General features: G+C 41.0%; 19 protein-coding genes and 2 tRNA genes. 10 read left to right on the forward strand and 11 right to left on the reverse strand.

Translation table 11 applies throughout. The features are described 5' to 3' along the window. The first annotated feature begins 73 nt into the window (after window positions 1-73). Entirely contained in the window at window positions 74-865 is a 792-nt protein-coding gene (gene metQ, locus EL121_RS09750) for a methionine ABC transporter substrate-binding lipoprotein MetQ (RefSeq protein ID WP_039196404.1), read from the forward strand. A 43-nt stretch (window positions 866-908) separates the two neighbouring features. Here the strand turns inward: metQ and EL121_RS09755 are convergent, their stop codons facing one another. Beyond that, window positions 909-1,793, reverse strand: coding sequence for a LysR family transcriptional regulator (locus EL121_RS09755; RefSeq protein ID WP_039196405.1), 885 nt, complete (start codon window positions 1,791-1,793; stop codon window positions 909-911). 158 nt (window positions 1,794-1,951) lie between these two features. Between EL121_RS09755 and EL121_RS09760 the strand changes: the two genes are divergently transcribed. The 3 genes from EL121_RS09760 (at window position 1,952) to EL121_RS09770 (ending at window position 4,154) form a co-directional block, all read left to right on the forward strand. After that, window positions 1,952-3,097: an alpha/beta hydrolase gene (locus EL121_RS09760; protein ID WP_039196406.1), complete on the forward strand. Its 1,146-nt coding sequence runs from the start codon at window positions 1,952-1,954 to the stop codon at window positions 3,095-3,097. Window positions 3,098-3,181: 84 nt separating this feature from the next. Further along, window positions 3,182-3,757, forward strand: a complete 576-nt coding sequence (locus EL121_RS09765) for a DapH/DapD/GlmU-related protein (RefSeq protein ID WP_039196407.1) — start codon at window positions 3,182-3,184, stop codon at window positions 3,755-3,757. 58 nt (window positions 3,758-3,815) lie between these two features. Then, window positions 3,816-4,154, forward strand: coding sequence for a cyclophilin-like fold protein (locus EL121_RS09770; protein ID WP_052190375.1), 339 nt, complete (start codon window positions 3,816-3,818; stop codon window positions 4,152-4,154). 80 nt (window positions 4,155-4,234) lie between these two features. Here the strand turns inward: EL121_RS09770 and EL121_RS09775 are convergent, their stop codons facing one another. After that, entirely contained in the window at window positions 4,235-4,939 is a 705-nt protein-coding gene (locus EL121_RS09775; protein ID WP_039196408.1) for a 3-deoxy-D-manno-octulosonic acid kinase, read from the reverse strand. Window positions 4,940-5,039: 100 nt separating this feature from the next. Here EL121_RS09775 and folE point away from each other — a divergent pair, with 100 nt between their 5' ends. Next, a complete protein-coding gene (gene folE / locus EL121_RS09780) occupies window positions 5,040-5,696 on the forward strand; it encodes a GTP cyclohydrolase I FolE (protein WP_014991210.1) in 657 nt (218 codons plus the stop codon). Window positions 5,697-5,780: 84 nt separating this feature from the next. Next, a complete protein-coding gene (truA, locus tag EL121_RS09785; RefSeq protein WP_039196409.1) occupies window positions 5,781-6,569 on the forward strand; it encodes a tRNA pseudouridine(38-40) synthase TruA in 789 nt (262 codons plus the stop codon). Window positions 6,570-6,629: 60 nt separating this feature from the next. Here the strand turns inward: truA and hpf are convergent, their stop codons facing one another. Then, window positions 6,630-6,947, reverse strand: a complete 318-nt coding sequence (gene hpf / locus EL121_RS09790; RefSeq protein ID WP_039196410.1) for a ribosome hibernation-promoting factor, HPF/YfiA family — start codon at window positions 6,945-6,947, stop codon at window positions 6,630-6,632. A 164-nt stretch (window positions 6,948-7,111) separates the two neighbouring features. On the opposite strand from hpf, the gene EL121_RS09795 reads away from it, so the two are divergent. Both EL121_RS09795 and dapA read left to right on the forward strand, forming a co-directional pair. After that, window positions 7,112-8,053 (forward strand): Kdo(2)-lipid IV(A) acyltransferase, encoded by a 942-nt coding sequence (locus EL121_RS09795; protein ID WP_039196411.1) that lies wholly within the window; start codon window positions 7,112-7,114, stop codon window positions 8,051-8,053. Between the two features lie 153 nt (window positions 8,054-8,206). Continuing rightward, on the forward strand, window positions 8,207-9,100 hold the full coding sequence (gene dapA, locus EL121_RS09800) for a 4-hydroxy-tetrahydrodipicolinate synthase (RefSeq protein ID WP_039196412.1): 894 nt from the start codon (window positions 8,207-8,209) through the stop codon (window positions 9,098-9,100). 96 nt (window positions 9,101-9,196) lie between these two features. Here the strand turns inward: dapA and EL121_RS09805 are convergent, their stop codons facing one another. Both EL121_RS09805 and folD read right to left on the reverse strand, forming a co-directional pair. After that, window positions 9,197-10,735, reverse strand: coding sequence for an L-lactate MFS transporter (locus tag EL121_RS09805; protein WP_039196413.1), 1,539 nt, complete (start codon window positions 10,733-10,735; stop codon window positions 9,197-9,199). Between the two features lie 138 nt (window positions 10,736-10,873). Further along, window positions 10,874-11,731, reverse strand: a complete 858-nt coding sequence (gene folD / locus EL121_RS09810; protein WP_039196414.1) for a bifunctional methylenetetrahydrofolate dehydrogenase/methenyltetrahydrofolate cyclohydrolase FolD — start codon at window positions 11,729-11,731, stop codon at window positions 10,874-10,876. 190 nt (window positions 11,732-11,921) lie between these two features. Here folD and EL121_RS09815 point away from each other — a divergent pair. Both EL121_RS09815 and EL121_RS09820 read left to right on the forward strand, forming a co-directional pair. Next, window positions 11,922-11,998 (forward strand) — tRNA-Pro (locus EL121_RS09815). Between the two features lie 43 nt (window positions 11,999-12,041). Continuing rightward, window positions 12,042-12,118, forward strand: a tRNA-Arg gene (locus EL121_RS09820). Window positions 12,119-12,307: 189 nt separating this feature from the next. Here the strand turns inward: EL121_RS09820 and EL121_RS09825 are convergent. The 6 genes from EL121_RS09825 to fruB form a co-directional block, all read right to left on the reverse strand. Then, window positions 12,308-13,135, reverse strand: a complete 828-nt coding sequence (locus EL121_RS09825; RefSeq protein WP_039196415.1) for a TPM domain-containing protein — start codon at window positions 13,133-13,135, stop codon at window positions 12,308-12,310. Next, a complete protein-coding gene (locus EL121_RS09830; protein ID WP_039196416.1) occupies window positions 13,132-13,581 on the reverse strand; it encodes a TPM domain-containing protein in 450 nt (149 codons plus the stop codon). The genes EL121_RS09825 and EL121_RS09830 overlap by 4 nt, the downstream gene beginning before the upstream one ends. A gap of 66 nt (window positions 13,582-13,647) precedes the next feature. Beyond that, complete coding sequence (locus EL121_RS09835; protein WP_039196417.1) at window positions 13,648-14,232, reverse strand: LemA family protein; 585 nt, start codon at window positions 14,230-14,232, stop codon at window positions 13,648-13,650. A 155-nt stretch (window positions 14,233-14,387) separates the two neighbouring features. After that, window positions 14,388-16,049 (reverse strand): fructose-specific PTS transporter subunit EIIC, encoded by a 1,662-nt coding sequence (locus tag EL121_RS09840; protein WP_039196418.1) that lies wholly within the window; start codon window positions 16,047-16,049, stop codon window positions 14,388-14,390. Window positions 16,050-16,123: 74 nt separating this feature from the next. After that, entirely contained in the window at window positions 16,124-17,071 is a 948-nt protein-coding gene (fruK, locus tag EL121_RS09845; RefSeq protein WP_039196419.1) for a 1-phosphofructokinase, read from the reverse strand. A gap of 14 nt (window positions 17,072-17,085) precedes the next feature. Further along, window positions 17,086-18,978, reverse strand: a complete 1,893-nt coding sequence (fruB, locus tag EL121_RS09850; RefSeq protein WP_039196420.1) for a fused PTS fructose transporter subunit IIA/HPr protein — start codon at window positions 18,976-18,978, stop codon at window positions 17,086-17,088. Window positions 18,979-19,171: the final 193 nt, after the last annotated feature.

The raw sequence follows: 19,171 nt of genomic DNA on the forward strand, positions 1-19,171 counted from the left end.
AAACGATAAGCGGTAAGATTTTGTGGATTTTTTGCAAAAAATTACCGCTTTTTTCTAAATGAAGGAGAATAAAATGAAATTAAAAAATGTATTAAGTGCAGTTGCAATTTGTTCGGTATTTTTAACCGCTTGTAATGAAAAACAAGAAAAATTAAAGGTCGGTGTGATTTCAGGGCCAGAACATCAAGTAATGGAAGTGGCGGTAAAAGTCGCTAAAGAAAAATATCAGCGTGAGGTTGAATTAGTGGTGTTTACCGATTATGCGACACCAAACGAAGCGCTAAATAAAGGCGATTTAGATTTAAATGCGTTTCAGCATAAACCTTATTTAGATAATCAAATTCATGACAAAGGTTATAAATTAGTTTCAGTCGGTAATTCATTTGTTTATCCGATTGCAGCGTATTCTAAGAAAATTAAATCATTGGACGAATTGCAAAATGGTGCAACGATTGCATTACCGAATGACCCAACTAATTTAGCTCGTGCATTGATTTTATTAGAAAAGCAGGGGCTCATTAAATTGAAAGCAGACGCAGGGCTGAAAGCGACAAGTGTGGATATTATTGAAAATCCTCGTCAGTTAGTAATTAAAGAAATTGAAGCGCCGTTGTTACCAAGAACGCTAGATGATGTGGCATTTTCAGTGATTAATACAACTTATGCGGGGCAAATCGGTTTAACGCCAACGAAAGACGGCTTGTTTGTTGAAGATAAAGATTCGCCTTATGTGAATATTATCGTTGCCCGTGAAGACAATAAAGATTCAGCAGCAGTGCAAGATTTTGTGAAAGCATACCAAACGGACGAAGTATTTAATAAAGCGAATGAAGTGTTTAAAGGCGCAATGGTAAAAGGTTGGTAATAAGAGGATAAACGGTTGAGAGTTTAACTCTCGACCGCTTATTTTATTCCCTTAGTGCATCGATAACGCATTTGAGTGCAGGCGAGGTATTTCGATGCGGATAATAAAGATGAAAGCCAGTAAATGTATAACTAAACTCGCTTAATACTTGAATCAACTCACCTTTTTCCAATTCTTTTTGTACCAAATCTTTGCAAATATAGCCCAAACCTAGCCCCAATTTTGCCGCATCTCGAATCGAATAATCGTTGGAAAACGTCCATTGTCCCTGTACTTTAACTTGGATTTGCTTTCCATGTTCGACAAAATCCCAATGATACATCGCTCCGCTGGCGTAGCGGTAATTTAAGCATTGATGGTGAGCTAAATCAGAAGGTGTTTTTGGAAATCCGTGAGCATGAAAATAATAGGGTGAGCCAATAACCGCCATTTCTTCGTCATTGCTGATTCTAACCGCAATCATTCCTTCGGCAACTAAATCACCAAAGCGAACACCGGCATCAAATTGTTCGGAAATAATGTCGGAAAATGCGGTATCGCTAATTAACTCAAGTTGAATATCTGGGTAACGCGTTTGAAATTTTGCCAGTTTTGGCAATAACACTTTATCTAAAGCATATTGTGAGGCGGTTATCCGTACTAAACCGGACGGTGTTTCACGATAATGTCCTAACATTGCCAGTTCTTGATCGAGTTTTGTAAAGGTTTGTCCTGCCGTTTGAAAAAGTTGGTTTCCTGCTTGGGTTAGCGATAATCGACGGGTAGTTCGGGCGAATAATTGCACGCCTAAACGGGATTCCAACTGTTTAATCGTACGGCTTAATGCAGATTGTGAAATACCCAGCTTAGTGGCGGCTTTGGTAAAATTTTGTTCCCGTGCAACACATAAAAATGCATACAGATCATTATAGTTTTCTCGTTGAAGCATAATACAAATCTTGTGGTAAAAAATAGGAGAAATTTAACCGATATTTTACTTGATTTAGAACCTGAATGAATAAATGTTATTGAATTTTTGGTTATTATCATTTGAATGGAAATTTTTATAATGCACACATCTTTTGAAATGATTAATGAGGAAAGCAAATGAGAATTCGTACTAAATTAACCGCACTTTCTAGTGTGCTTCTACTTAGTTCTACATTCATCGGAGGCAATGCTATGGCAAATTTACCGCAATCTGCAACAGTGGTTGAAGTTCCCGCTCAAACCATTCAACTAACTCAAGAATGGGATAAAACATTCCCAAAATCAGATAAAGTAGAACACCGCAAAGTAACCTTTAAAAATCGTTATGGTATTACGTTAGTGGGCGATTTATATGTACCTAAAGGAGCGAAGAGCAAATTACCCGCGATTGCAGTAAGTGGCCCATTCGGTGCAGTAAAAGAACAGTCTTCAGGCCTGTATGCTCAAACGTTGGCAGAACTTGGTTTTGTAACCATCGCATTTGATGGTTCATATACAGGAGAAAGCTTAGGATTACCTCGTAATACTGCTTCACCAGAAATCAATACTGATGATTTTGTATCAGCTGTAGATTTTTTAGGTTCGCTTGATAATGTTGATCGTGAAAAAATTGGGGTGTTAGGTATTTGTGGTTGGGGAGGTTTTGCACTGAACTCAGCAGTTTCAGACCCTCGTATTAAAGCGGTAGCTGTTAGCACGATGTATGATATGACTCGAGTTATGGCTGATGGTTACGAGATTAAAATGGATCCATCTCCGAAAGGGCAATATGAACGTGTGCCAGCAATGACGACAGATGCTCGTTATGAAATGAAACAAGATTTAGCTAATGCACGTTGGGAAGCTGCTGCAAATGATTATGCATTAAATGGCAAAGCGGAAGATCATTTAACACCGCAAGATAAAATTACAGCAGAAACACCAAGATTTGTGCGTGAATATTCAAACTATTATAAAACACCACGAGGCTTCCATCCTCGCAGTGTCAATTCAACCGTAGGTTGGAACACTGTGATGGCATCATCATTCATCAATATGCCATTGTTACAACGTGCAAGCGAATTAAAAGCGCCAGCACTTGTGGTTCATGGTGAAATTGCTCATTCACGTTATTTTGGTGAAGATGCATTCAAATCTTTAGGTAGTAAAAATAAAGAATTATATATCGTACCAAATGCCACTCACACCGATTTGTATGACAATGTTGCAGGCAAAATTCCATACGATAAATTTGAACAGTTCTTTAAAGCTAACTTGAAATAATAACAAGCGGTCAAATTTCTCTAAATTTTTGCAAAAAATGAGAGGAATTTGACCGCTTATCTTTTTGAAAACCGGAGAACAAAAATGCAATATGCTGTTGATTTACCTATGAATAGTTTGATTGCTAAGGGCAGTCAAATTTTTGACGATATTCATCGAATTGTTGAGGAAAATGCCCCTAAAATTGCCGAATTATCAGGAAAGTTTCAAACGCAAGCTGAAATCCAATGTCTATTGAGCGAAATTACCCAATCGCATATTGATGAAACTTTACACGTTAATTTGCCGTTATATAGTGATTTCGGTCGTCATCTTCGCATTGGTAAAAATGTATTTATTAATACCGCTTGTGTGTTTACCGACTTGGGTGGGATTATACTTGAAGATAATGTTTTGCTTGCTCCGAGAGTAAATATTATTACGGTTAACCACCCAACGGATCCGAAAACTCGTCGTGGTGTGATCGTCAAACCTGTAATAATTAAGCAAAATGCTTGGATTGGTGCTGGAGCTACGATTTTACCTGGTGTTACGGTTGGTGAAAATGCGATTGTTGCGGCAGGTAGTGTGGTTACTAAAGATGTGCCGGCAAATACGATTGTTGCCGGTGTACCGGCTAAAATCGTTAAAATAATTGATGAGGTTAGCAATGAAAATTAGGCTTCTGATTGGGTTGATTTTCAGTTTATGTTTTAGTCCGTTTTTACAGGGGAAAACGATGCAAATTACGATAGGACAACAAATTTTCGAAGCAGAATTAGCCGATACCGAGGCTGCACAGCAACTTACAGAATTGTTACCTTTAACATTGGAAATGCAAGACCACCTACGCAATGAAAAATTTGTAGAATTACCTAAAAATTTGACCACGTATGATCACGCAGTCGGCTCAATTCAAATAGGCGATATTTTGCTTTGGCAAGGAAATACATTAGTTATTTTTTATAAGAGTTTTGATACCCCTTATCATTATACTAATATTGGTAAAATTCATAATGTGAGCGGATTAAAAGAAGTATTAGGGAAAGGGAGTATAAAGGTTTCTTTTGAGAATTAACCGTAGTACGTGGACTTTGTATATTTCATATAGTTAAAGAAGAAAGCTTTTCACACTTTCTTCTTTTTTTATTAAGAATGTTATTTATTGTAGCCTGTGAGCAATGCTTGCCAATTCTGTTCGTTAAAGTAAATATTTAAACGTGTTTGCTCTTTTTTAAATGAGCGTAACAAACGGGCTAAGTTTTCTGATTTCCAATCATTGTCTTGCGAGATACTGCATTTATCGAAATCAATTAAGAAAAATTGACCGCTTGTCGGCTCAAGCAAAATATTATGGATATTCAAATCCGAATGATGCACTTGATGATCATGTAATTGGCGAATCAGTTTACCAATTTGCTGATATTGCGTGTCGGAAAGCGTGTGAGTTTGGAGATATTTACTTAAATCTTGAGTGCCTTCAATTTTTTCTAGCATGATATCGGCTCGATACCAACAATATGTTTTTGCCACTTTTAGCGCAATCGGTCGAGGAACGGGTAAATGCCATTCGTGCAATTTTTCCAATAGGGAAAATTCTTGAAACGCTCGGGTGTTTTCCAGCCTGTTAAATAGATACTGATCTTTGACGATTTTACCGAATAACCCACCTCGATAGTAATGGCGAAGCACCACATTTACGCCCAATTCGGCTTGCGTGTTTAGAAACCAAGTAATGCCTCTGCCTTTGGATGAGCCTAACAAGCGGTCGGAATCGGCAAAATTTTTGCAATTAAGTAACGTTTTTAGTGTTTCGATTTGTGAGTGAGGGACAAGTTTGGCATTAAAGTGGTAAAAAATCATACAAGTTATTTAGATTGGTTATCATTAAGTTAAATTTTAGTGCTATTTTTTTTGATGTCAATTTGTTAAAATTCCTGCCTTAATTTTTAGAGGAAACCCAATGAGCATTATCTCCGCAGAAGCCCAAAAAGTGCGTGAAGCCTTAATTGCGAAAGGCATTGAAACCCCAACCATTCAATTAACTAAAGACAAAGATTCCCGTCGCGCAGAAATTCAACAGCATATGCGTTCGGTGATGGAATTACTCGGTTTAGATTTACAAGATGATAGTTTGGAAGAAACCCCGCACCGCTTAGCTAAGATGTATGTGGATGAAATTTTTAGCGGCTTAGATTATGCGACTTTCCCAAAAATTACCAATATTGAAAATCGTATGAAAGTTAGCGAAATGGTATTAGTGGACGATATTACCCTTACTTCCACGTGTGAACATCATTTTGTCACGATTGACGGTAAAGTTGCGGTAGCGTATTACCCGAAAAAATGGGTGATTGGTTTATCTAAAATTAACCGTGTGGTGCAATTCTTTGCGCAACGCCCACAGGTGCAAGAACGTTTTACCGAGCAAATTCTGACCGCATTCCAAACCATTTTAGAAACCGAAGATGTTGCGGTTTATGTAAAAGCAACGCATTTCTGCGTGAAATGCCGTGGAGTAAAAGATACCAATAGCTATACGGTAACGTCGGCATTCGGCGGCGCTTTCTTAGAAGACCGAGAAACACGCAAAGAATTTTTGGGCTTAATCAATAAATAATCAGTGGGCGAAAGCCCACTTTTGCTATATAGAGTAGAGCAATGAGACCGTAACAAGCGGTCAAAAAAACGAGAAATTTTACAAATGAAAATAGCGTTAGGCATTGAATATGACGGTAGCCGTTATTTCGGTTGGCAGCGTCAAGACGAAGTAGAGAGTGTGCAACAAAAGCTGGAAGAAGCATTGTCGGTTGTGGCAAATGCACCGGTAGAGGTTTTCTGTGCGGGACGTACAGACTCCGGCGTACACGGCACGGGGCAAGTGGTGCATTTTGAAACGGAAGCGGTGCGCCCGCTACAAAGTTGGTGCTTCGGTACCAATGCGAATTTGCCGGACGATATTGCGGTGAAATGGGCGGTTGAGGTGAGTGAAGATTTTCACGCTCGTTTTAGTGCTACGGCAAGACGTTATCGCTATATTATTTTTAATAACAAACTGCGCTCGGCAATTTTACCGAAAGGTGTCTCGCATTATCACCATGAGTTAGATCATCAAAAAATGCACGAAGCCGGTCAGTTCTTATTGGGAGAGAACGATTTTAGCTCATTCCGCGCCGCAAAATGTCAGTCGCATACGCCTTGGCGTAATATTCATCATCTGAATGTTAGCCGATTAGGCAATTATATTGTGGTGGATATTCAAGCGAATGCTTTTGTGCATCATATGGTTCGGAATATTGTTGGAAGCCTGATTGAAGTCGGACAGGGCAGACAGCCGGTGGAATGGATTCAATGGTTATTAGCTCAACGAGATCGTACGTTGGCAGCACCGACTGCAAAAGCGGAAGGTTTATATTTAGTAGATGTGCATTACCCTGAGCATTTCGGTATCCCTAAAACTGCATTAGGGCCATTATTTCTTGCAGATAATTAATAAAAAAGCCAAATCAAATTTTGATTTGGCTTTTAAATCAATAATTATTTTATTGAGTCTTTATTGGACGCTTTTTAACGTATTGTCTGTGCGACGAGCTTCATTTTTATGTACTAATTTATTTAATTGCGTTTCAAGTTTTGTTTCGACTTCGTTAATCGCTTTGTATAAATCTTCGTTATCAGCCTTCGCAAAAAGTTCTCCAACTGGAGTGCCAATCGATGCCTCAACCTCATAACTATTCGGTAATTTATGAATCATAAAGTGCGGGTTAATTAATTGAGTTTGCCATTTTTCGAGTTTCGCTAAGCGTTCTTCAATATGGGTACGGATTGCAGGAGTGATGTCCATTTGTTTACTTGAAATATTGATTGTCATAGCATTTTCCTCTTTGTGAAGGGGTTATTAAGTTGATTTCAAAATATGACTTTTACTCCAAAATATCAAGTCAAAAAATGAAGCAAAATTTAAAAATTTGATCTAGTTAACACTTTTTCTGTGTTTTTGATTATAATCTATCCGAAACATAAGGATGACGAAAAATGACGGATACTCAAAAATTCCCTCCATTTGATTGGCGGTTTTTGCACCCGAAATATTGGGGGCTTTGGCTTGGATTAGGCTTATTTAAATTAATTTTATGTTTACCTTACCCCGTCTTAGTTGTGATAGGCAAAGGGCTTGGTAAACTATTTGCCGCACTTGGCTTTGGTAAACGTAGAATGCGTATTGCTCGCCGTAATTTGGAACTTTGTTTTCCTCAGTATTCGACAGAGCAAATTCAAGCTATTTTAGACAAAAATATTGAATCGGTCGGTATGGCTATTATTGAAACCGGTATGGCGTGGTTTTGGTCGGATAAACGTATTCTCAAATGGTCTAAGATCGAAGGGCTGGAACATCTTAAAAATCAGCCGGAAGGTGCGGGCATTTTATTTGTTGGCGTGCATTTTCTTACGTTAGAAATGGGGGCTCGCATTGTAGGGCTTCATCACCAAGGCGTGGGCGTTTATCGACCGAATGATAATCCGTTATTAGATTGGATTCAGTTTCGTGGCAGAGTGCGTTCAAATAAAGCAATGCTTGATCGTAAAGACTTACGCGGTATGCTTCGTGCATTAAAGGCGGGCGATACAATTTGGTATGCGCCGGATCATGATTATGGACGTAAAAATAGTGTATTTGTGCCGTTTTTTGCCGTATCGGAAGCCTGTACCACGGCGGGTACTCGTATGTTATTACGGTCTGCGCCGAATACGGTTGTCGTGCCGTTTAGCCCAATCCGAAATGATGATTTTTCCGGATATACGGTTAAGATTAGTCCTGCAGTCGATTTTAGTGAATGTGAAAATGAACTGGATACTGCAACGAAAATGAATAAAGTTGTAGAAGCGGAGATTCTTAAGTCAGTAAGCCAATATATGTGGTTGCACAGACGTTTTAAATCACGTCCTCAAGCATCGGATAAAAGCTTATATGATTAAAGTAAACCCGACATTTTCAATATAGTGTCGGGTTTATTTTTAGTTTGGCGATTTAAGTGAATTTTTTAGTGGTTATTCACAAAAAATACTTGCATATTTAAAGCGAATTTTGCAATCTAGCAAAAACATTGTACATAACAAAAAATACAGGAGATGATTATGGCAACCCCACTATTTCACGGCAGCATAGTTGCACTTGTCACACCGATGACTCATGGCGAAGTAAATTACGAAGAATTAAAAAAACTGGTTGAATACCATGTTCAAGCAGGTACCCATGCTATTGTATCTGTAGGTACAACAGGTGAATCAACTACATTAAGCATTGATGAGAATGTGAAGGTTATCAAGAAAACCGTGGAATTTGCGGATGGTCGAATCCCAGTCATTGCAGGTACAGGTTCGAATGCAACCAGCGAAGCGATTATTTTAACTAAATTATTAACTAACAGCGGTGTGGCGGGCTGTTTAAGTGTGGTTCCTTATTATAATAAACCGACTCAAGAAGGAATGTATTTACACTATAAAGCAATTGCAGAAAGCACTGATTTACCACAGATTTTATATAACGTACCGAGTCGTACCGGTAGCGATTTAAAACCGGAAACCATCGGTCGTTTGGCTGAGATTCCAAATATTGTCGGCGTAAAAGAAGCGACAGGTGATTTAACTCGTCTCCCTTTAATTAAACAATTAGCCGGCGAAGATTTTATTTTCTTAAGCGGTGATGATGCGACAGGTTTAGAATCAATGAAACTTGGTGGGCAAGGTGTGATTTCGGTAACCAATAACGTTGCAGCCGCAGATATGGCAAAAATGTGCGAGCTTGCATTAGCCGGTAAATTTGATGAAGCGGAAGTTATTAACCAACGTTTAATGGCATTACATCATGATTTATTTATTGAAGCGAACCCAATTCCGGTAAAATGGGCTGCCTATAAATTAGGTTTAATTAGTGAACCGAATTTACGCTTACCATTAACTACTTTATCGGAATCGGCTCAACCTAAAGTATTAGCCGCATTGCAAAAAGCCGGTTTAATTTAACCGCTTGTTATTCGTAATATGAAGACCCCGTATTTGAATACGGGGTTTTTTATTAGACAAGCGGTCAAATTTACTGAAAAATTTGCAACATGCCGTTTAGAAAAGTTCGACGACTTTAGCAAATACCATAACGACACCATAAGCGAGCGGCACAGTCACAATAATCCAACGTAGCCACACCATACAGCCACCGTGAGCAACTTCTTCAGCTACGAGATAAGTATCTGAGATCACTGTTTCATCACTTGGTTTAGCACTATGTGCTGCCTCTTTAATCGGTAATTCGTGATGTTTTTCATGCACGGCTTTCACACTTAAATTACAAAAGAAACCGACAATTAATAACGCTGCCATAATATACATGGTGATACTGTACGCTTGTGCTGCCGGTACGCCGCTGTCAATTTGCATTTGGCGAATATAGTTCACTAACACTGGGCCAGCCACTGCGGCAGTTGACCATGCAAGCAGAACTCGTCCGTGGATTGCGCCGACTTGGTAAGTACCGAATAAATCACGCAGATAAGCTGGAATTGCCGCAAAGCCACCACCGTACATAGAAATAATCACGCAGAAACCAATCACAAATAACGCTTTGTTACCGCTTTCGCCTAATGACGGAACGGCAAAATAAAGCACCGATCCCAGTAAGAAGAAAATAGAGTATAAGCTTTTACGTCCGATTTTGTCCGAAATACTCGACCAAAAGAAGCGCCCACCCATATTAAATAAGCTGAGTAAGCCTACAAATCCGGCTGCCGCTAAGGTACTGATTGCCGCCTGTTTACCGACTGAAATTTCGGAGAATAATTCCTGAATCATTACTGACGCTTGACCAAGTACTCCGATACCCGCCGTCACATTTAGACATAAAATCCAAAACAGTAACCAAAATTGTGGCGTTTTCATCGCTTTATTTACGCCGACATTGTGCGAGCTGACTAATTTATTTTTAGGTTTATTATCAACAAAACCTTTTGGTTTCCACTCGGGATGTGGTAGACGAATAGTAAAGACACCAAACATCATAAAAATGAAATAGAACACACCTAATACGATAAAGGTTTCAACAATACCGACCGAGGTTGGGCTACTGAAGAAATCCATTAGCGCAACTGAAATTGGCGAAGCGAGCATAGCGCCACCGCCAAAGCCCATAATCGCTAAACCGGTTGCCATGCCCGGTTTATCCGGAAACCATTTCATTAAAGTAGAAACCGGGCCAATATAACCGAGTCCCAAGCCAATACCACCTAGTACACCGTTCCCCAAATATAACAGCCACAGATTGTGAGTATGTACGCCAAAGGCAGCAACCAGAAAACCTAAGCTAAAGCAGATGGTTGCGACAAACATCGCTTTACGAGGGCCGACACGTTCCATCCAAGTGCCAAATAACGCAGCTGAAGCGCCTAACACGGCAAGGGCGATACTAAATACCCAACCAATCGTTGTGAGTTTCCAGTCATCAGCAGCTGATTGAGTGATGCCGATTACCTTGGTTAGCGGTGCATTGAACACCGAATAAGCGTAAATCTGCCCAATTGATAAATGTACGGCAAGTGCGGCTGGGGGAATAAGCCAGCGATTAAATTGCAAAGGCGCAATCGTTTTTTCACGATCTAAGAATGACATGGAGACTCCAAGTTATATTAACAATGATTTAACATTAGTATAACATTAAAATCTGTTTGCGCAAACGTTTGCGCAAATAAATTGCAATAAAAAAGCCTCTTGGTTTAAAGAGGCTTTGAGTGTTAAATTTATAGAAAATTAGACCGCTTGTAAGTGTGCTTCGTAAGCTTGTAGTGTATTTTGCATCAACATGGCAACTGTCATTGGGCCAACTCCGCCGGGTACCGGGGTAATAAAACTTGCTTTTGGTTCTGCTGTCGCATATTCCACATCACCGACTAATTTACCGTCCACACGATTAATCCCGACATCAATTACAATCGCACCGTCTTTAATCCATTCACCTTTTACAAAATTCGGTTTGCCTACACCGGCAACCACAATATCCGCTTGCGAGACATGATAAGCTAAATCTTTAGTGCGGCTGTGTGTGATTGTAACAGTGCAGCCGGCAAGTAATAATTCCATTGCCATCGGACGGCCCACAATATTTGAAGCACCGACCACAACAGCATGTAAACCGGCAAGATTCACGCCGGTGTTTTCCAGTAATTTCATTACACCGTATGGGGTGCAAGAACGTAAAGTGGGAATTTTTTGGCATAAACGCCCAACATTGTAAGGGTGAAAACCGTCTACATCTTTATGCGGTACAATCGCTTCGGTAACTTTAGTCGCATCAATTTGCTTCGGTAGCGGTAATTGTACCAGAATGCCATCGACCGAATCGTCATGATTTAATTGCTCGATAATTGCCAATAATTCGGTTTCGCTTGTTTCTGCTGGAAGGTCGTAAGATTTCGATTCAATACCGATTTCAGCGCAGCTTTTACGTTTACTATTCACATATACTTGAGAAGCAGGATCCATTCCCACCAAAATCACTGCCAATCCCGGTTTGCGTTTACCTTGTGCGGTATAGGCTTGAATTTGTTCGGCAATATTCGCTTTAACTTGCTTGGCTACTGCGGTACCTGAAATGATTTGTGCGGTCATAGTTTCTCCTGTGTAGATGTGAATGAATCAAAACATTTCTATTCTGTCAGAAAAAAGGTGATTTGCAAGCGAGAGATGAGTTAATTTATTGTTTACAGTTGCGAACAAAGTTCAATCAATCGAACTGCGATTGTCAAAAAAGGGATTGACGAGATTTTAGATAAGTCTATAATAAATATCACTTTTCAGTCGGCGAGTAGCGCAGCTTGGTAGCGCAACTGGTTTGGGACCAGTGGGTCGTAGGTTCAAATCCTATCTCGCCGACCACTTTATCTTTCATAAATATTTCTTCCTTATATTTATCTCACTTGCGCCCTTAGCTCAGCTGGATAGAGCAACGCCCTTCTAAGGCGTGGGTCAAAGGTTCGAATCCTTTAGGGCGTGCCATTTAATCCTTTTGAAATTAATCATTTATCATCAATATATTCTTATTTTTCGAATGTTTTTTCAGGTCTCGTGAATTATCAGTTTTTTGAGTTAAGCATAATGCTTAAAACAACAAGCGGTTAAATTTAGGAAGTTTTTTGCAAATTTTTCCCAAAATTTAACCGCTTGTAATGAGTTTGAAAGGCGCGTTTACCAGCTACCGCCTGCGCCGCCACCGCCGGAAGAACCTCCGCCGAAGCTATCGCCGCTACCTCGACTTCCGCCGCCGAAGCCTCCGCCAAATCCACCGGAAGAACCGCCTCCAAAGCCACCCCCAAAACCACCTCTACGACGAGATGAATTGATGATAATTCTGCCTAATTGATCCGCAGCACTCGGGCTAATATATTGCGTATTTCTGCCCGGTCGGAAGATTAAGAAAATCACGATACCGGCAACCAAGAAGAACAGCAAACCATCAATTTGCTCTAAAGATTCTTCGCCTGCGTCTTCGCCATAGCTATCATAAGCCGCATATTCGCCGTTAATTGCCGCCATAATCGCAGACAAACCGCTGGCAATCCCTTCCGCATATAAGTTTTGTTTGAAGTACGGCGTAATGTTGTGACGAATAATGGTTGAAGCAATCGCATCAGGCAATGCACCTTCTAAGCCTCTGCCGGTTGCAATAAATAGTTTTCGATCGTTTTTGGCTATCAGTAATAATATGCCGTTATTTTCATTATTTTTGGTACGACCGATGCCCCATTTATTAAATAAATTATGCGAATAGCTTGCGACATCTTCGCCATTGGTTGACGGCACAATCACCACAATAATTTGCGAACTGGTTTTTGCACGGTTGGCAATTAGCGCATCTTCTAAGGTTCGCCATTCTTGTTGGGTTAATGTTTTGGTGTAATCGGTCACATAATAAAATGGATTCGGTGCAGCAGGGTAGTTATCCGCCGCATTTGCTTTTAATGTAAAAAAGGCTAATAGGATAAACCAAAACGGCTTAAATAACGCTTTTATCATTTAATCACCACCTCATTTGACAACTCATTCATATCATTATCACGACGGGGGAAATAAGTAGCTAATTGCACTTCCACTTGCTTAATACCTTCGTAGATCGCTTGAGTGTAATTCGCTTGCTGGCATTGTTGTTTCATCGCATCATAGACCGATTGCCAAAAAACTTGACCGACTTTTTCATGAATCGCTTTATCGCCAACAATCGCTAAATTGTGCGGTTTGAACGAGAGGTAAATTAGTACGCCGTTACGATCTGCCGTTTCTCGCATCTTTAATTCATCGAAAAGTTGATTGGCACGAGCCATTGCATCGGTTTTTCCTTTGGCTTTACGCTCGATTACCACACGTAATTCGGCAGAAGTTTGTTGTTCTAAATGTGAAATTGCCTGTTCGATCCGCAGAGTATCGACAGGCAATTTATTCGAAAGAAAAGAAAATAATTTCATAGAGTTATCACTAAATTCACAAAAAACACGGAATATTTTTAAGTATTCCGTGTTTTGTGTAAGAAATTAATTAAAGTTTACTGTTGGTGCTCTTTCTGAGCCTGCTTCAGCTTTGAATTGTGGTTTAGCTTTGAAGCCCATAATCATCGCAGCGATTTTTGTTGGGAACTCACGCACTTGTTTGTTGTATTCTTTCACCGCAGCGTTGAAGTTATTACGCTCAACATTGATACGGTTTTCCGTACCTTCTAACTGAGCTTGAAGATTTAAGAAACCTTCATGCGCTTTTAATTCAGGGTATTTTTCAACTGAAACTAATAAGCGAGAAAGCGCTGAATTTACGCCTTGTTGCGCTTCTTGGAATTTCGCCATTTGTTCTTCAGTGGCATTGTTTGGATCAATGGTCACGGCTGTCGCTTTGGCACGAGCTTCAATCACAGAGGTTAAGGTTTCTTTTTCAAAGTTTGCTTGACCTTTTACCGTATTGACTAAGTTAGGGATTAAATCCGCACGACGTTGGTAAGCCGATTCCACATTACCCCAAACTGAGTTGATATCTTCTTCCGCACGCATTAAGTCGTTATATTTCGTTAAAGAGAAACCGCCGACTGCGAGTACGGCAATCACTAAGATCCAAAAAATTTTCTTCATATTAAAAAGTCCTATTTAAGGTTAAAAAAACGGGCGGATTTTATAAGCAAGCGGTCGAATTTCCTAGCAAACTTACAAAAGTTTTCAGAAAAAACGATATGTGTTAGATAAAAAAACGGAGCTTTTTAGCTCCGTTTTTGTTTATTGTAAAAGAATTATTCTGATGCTTTTTGTTTGATTGCTGCGTAAATTACACCGGTTACCACTGAGCCGATAGCGATTGCCGCTAAGTACATTAACGGTTGTGAAACGAATGGAATCACAAATAAACCGCCGTGTGGCGCTTGGAGTGTAATCGCAAATGCCATTGAGATTGCACCGGCGGTTGCACCGCCTAACACTGAGCTAATAATCACACGCACCGGATCTGCCGCAACAAACGGTAACGCACCTTCAGAAATAAAGCATAACCCTAATACGAATGAAGCTTTACCTGCATCACGTTGGTTAGTCGTAAATTTATTACGTGCGATTAAAGTTGCAATCGCCATACCGATAGGTGGAACCATACCCGCCGCCATAACTGCTGCCATTGGCGTATATTGTTGCGAGGCGATTAAACCGACACCGAACGTATATGCCGCTTTATTTACCGGGCCACCCATATCGATACACATCATTGCACCAAGGATTGCACCTAAGATAATCGCATTTGCTTGACCCATTGAATTTAACCATTCAACTAAAGCATCCATGATGCCTTTTACCGGTGGGTTGATGAGGTAAATCATCGCTAAGCCTACGATAGCAGAACCTAATAACGGTAGAATCAAAATCGGTTTAAGCGAAGTTAAACTTGCCGGTAATTGAATCACGCCGTTTAAGAATTTCACGGTATAACCCGCAAGGAAACCGGCAACGATACCGCCTAAAATCCCCGCACCGGCTGTCGTGGCTAACATACCACCGATTAAACCGACGGCTAACCCCGGACGGTCTGCGATAGAAAATGCGACATAACCGGCAAATACGGCGATCATTAAGTGGAATGCCGCACCACCACCGATATCCATTAACGCTTTCGGTAAGCCGCCTGCGATGGTTTCATCTTTGAACGCTTCAATACCGAACATAAATGAAATCGCAATTAATAAGCCACCGGCAACCACTAACGGTAACATATGCGAAACGCCGGTCATTAAGTGTTTATATAAACCTTTTTTCTCACCGCTTGCCGAACCTTCAGCTTGTTGTGCAGTCGTTGCACCACCTTGATAAACGGTTGCTTGTGCAAACGCTTTTTCAAATTCTTGTGCCGTTTTCTTCAAGGCTAAACCGGTTGAGGTACGGTACATCGGTTTACCTTTGAATTTGTCTAAATCCACGTCAATATCCGCCGCCACAAAGACTAAGTCTGCCGCTGCAATTTCTTCCGCAGAAATCGGGTTACCTGCCCCAACTTGACCACGAGTTTCAACTTTAACATTCCAACCTTGTGTTTTGGCATAGTTTTCAATCGCTTCCGCAGACATAAAGGTATGTGCCACGCCAGTTGGACAAGCGGTTACTGCTACGATGTTTTTCACACCTGAAGTTGATACGTTTGAAGCGGTTGCATTTGCAAAAGTTTTTGCATTTTCGACCGCTTGTTTAAGCGTCACTTCCGGTTGAGCGAAGGCTTGGTCTAAATTCACTACCGCACCTTGTTTGCCGGCAGCAATAGTCGGAATTTCATCGTTAAATAACACGACAAAATCAGCTTGTTCAGCGTTTACAACTTGATGACCTTGTTGCTTGGCTGCCGCTGATAATACTTCATTCACGAGGAAAGCTCGGGCTTTACCCAGTGATTGAGGGAATACAAAGGAAATATTCATTTTGAGATCCTTATAAGTTTGAGAGAATTTTATTTCTCCCCTCTTTTCTGAAGAGGGGATTTTGTTACAAATTATTAACCTAATTGGGTTAATTTCACCTGTGCCACAATCTCATCTAGGGCATTTCGGTCGCTGATACCGACATTGCTTTGTGATACCGCTAATGCCGATGTACCGCTTGCGAAGGCGAGGGTTTTCGCTTTATCCCAACCTTGAGCAAGCCCATAAATTAAGCCTGCCACCATCGAATCGCCGGCACCGACCGTACTCACAACATTTTGGCAACGAGGCGGTTGAGCTTGAACCACGCCTTCGCTGTTAAGCCATACAGAGCCGTCTGCGCCCATTGAAATAATCACGTTCTCAATACCACCGGCACGTAATTCTTGTGCCGCTGCAATCACTTCTTCTAAGCTGTTTAGCGGACGATTCGCCCAAACTTCTAACTCACGACGATTCGGTTTTACTAACCACGGATGGGCTTTTAAACCTTCGGTTAATGCCGCATTGCTGCTGTCTAATACAACTTTTAAGCCTTGTTGGTGGAGTGATTCCAACCATTGTGAGAATTGTTGCGCCGTTACACCACGAGGGAGTGAACCGCATACCGCCACCAAATCAAACTCTTTTGCCCATTGCTGTGATTGAGCGGTAAAGTTTGCCCAATCTTCGGCACTAATTTCAAAACCTAAGAAGTTCAAGTCGGTCACGTCTGCTTCGGTTTCGGTAATTTTCACGTTAATACGGGTTTTACCGTCAATACGATAGAATTGATCGTCCACACCATTTTGTTTAAACGATTGAACGAAATCGCCTTGATTTTCAGCGCCTAAAAAACCGGTAACTGCTAATTTAACGCCGAGATCCGCTAATACTTTCGCTACGTTGATACCTTTACCGGCAGGGTATAAGCCTAAGGTTTCAACGGTATTTACTTCGCCCACTTCAATGCGTTGTAGGCGGCCGACTAAGTCAAACGCCGGATTTAAGGTTACGGTTGCAATACGTAATTGTTGTGTCATTGTTTGTTCCTCAATTACTCGCCTAAACCCGCAGCAATCGCCGCACCGATACCGTCAATCGCTTTTTGGGCGTCATCACCGGTTGCCACGAAACGTAAGCGGTGACCTTTTACGACGCCCAGTGCCACAATTTTCATTAAACTTTTCGCACTGACTAATTGGCTGTCTCGATCTAAGTTTTGCACAACGATAGTCGCATTATATTTTTTCACTTCGTTGACTAACACCGCACTTGGGCGAGCGTGTAAACCATGTTCGTTTTGAATTACGAATGTACCTTCTACTTGGCCTTCTACCGCAGGTTCAGAAGCGGTAGAATTTGCAGAATTTTTTGCAGATTCAACCGCTTGCGGTTGTGCTGCGCCTTCAATCGTATCTTCAACCGCAGGGACAAATGACACGCTTTCGCCTAAACCTTCTACGAATGCTTTTGCTAATGCTTCGATCGCTTGTTGAGCGTCTTCACCCTCCGCCACAAAACGTAAACGATGTGCTTGGCTTGCACCTAACGCCACCACTTTCATTGTGCTTTTCGCATTCGCCGGCGCAGTGCCACGATCTAAGTTTTCCACGGTCACTTTTGCCGCAAACGGTTTTAAAGTTTGCACTAATACCGCACTTGGGCGAGCGTGTAAACCATTGTCGTTACGTACGGTGAAAGTACCGATAACCTGACCCGCAGCCGGTTGCTCGGAAACGGTCGTATTTGCAGAATTTTTTGCAGATTCAACCGCTTGCGGTTGTGCTGTGCCTTCAATCGTATCTTCAACCGCCGGTACGAATGAAACGCTTTCGCCTAAGCCTTCTACGAATGCTTTTGCCAATGCTTCGATCGCTTGTTGAGCGTCTTCGCCTTCCGCCACAAAACGTAAGCGGTGTGCTTGGCTTGCGCCTAATGCCACTACTTTCATTGTGCTTTTTGCATTCGCCGGTGCAGTACCGCGATCTAAGTTTTCTACCGTTACTTTTGCTGCAAACGGTTTTAAGGTTTGCACTAATACTGCACTTGGACGAGCGTGTAAGCCGTTGTCGTTACGTACGGTAAATGTGCCGATAACTTGTTGGCTGGTTTGTTCTGTTGCCGTTGAGCTTACTGCTGAAACTGCATTTTCATTTACGCCAAAGAGTGCAACGATTTGTGCAGCAGACGCTGTGGTTAATTGTTTGCGAATATCGGTATTTAATAAACGTGCGATAAGCGCAGAAAGTGTATTATCCGCTGCGGCGATAGTGACTAAAGTCTGTCCTTGTTGGTTACGTGCCACTGCAAAACCGTTCGCTTGGTTACCGTTTGCAGAGTCAGTTACAAAAAGATTGTTACCTAAGTTAAGAGGAGTGCTTGCAACCACATCGCTAATAAATGCTTGTGTTACATAGCCTTTTTCTTGAAGTTTTGCCGCATTAATGGCAGAAAGTGTAATAAGACTTGCAGAATCGATATTTAATGAAATCGTTTCTTCTGAAATAACAGGAAGTGATTTTTTACCGCTTAACACTGCAGCAAATTCTTCGACATCTTGCGTTTTAGCTAAGGTCGCAGCCGCTTCTTCATCACTTAATACGCCGGTTAATTGACGAAGGAGAGCTAAATGTTCGTCAGATTTTGCCGCAATACCAATCACGACATAGGCTTTATTGCCTTCGCCCCATTCCACACCTTGTGGGAATTGATAAATTTGTACACCGGTATTTTGTACAAGGTGGCGAGTGTCTAATGTGCCGTGAGGAATGGCAATACCATTACCAAGGAAAGTCGAGGTTTGCGTTTCACGGGCTAACATTCCCGCTTCGTAGCCTTCCGCAACATTACCATTTGCTACAAGACCTGCAGCAACAAGCTTGATCGCTTCTTCTTTGTTGCTGGCAGTACCATTTAAACGGATATTTTGTGCCGATAAATTTAGCATCTGAGCTCCTTATTGGATTTAATTTTAAAAATAAAAATATTGCTACATATTGTACCCCATAATCTGCTAAATCGTTCTAGCGGATTAAAAAAAATGTCAAAAAGTGTGAGCTAGTTCGCATATATTGCGAGAAAAATATGATGTAAATCACAAAAGCGCATAGTTTTTCGGCGAGGTTTTTATTTTAATGTTA

It is taken from the genome of Actinobacillus equuli (assembly GCF_900636745.1).
Lineage (GTDB): Bacteria > Pseudomonadota > Gammaproteobacteria > Enterobacterales > Pasteurellaceae > Actinobacillus > Actinobacillus equuli.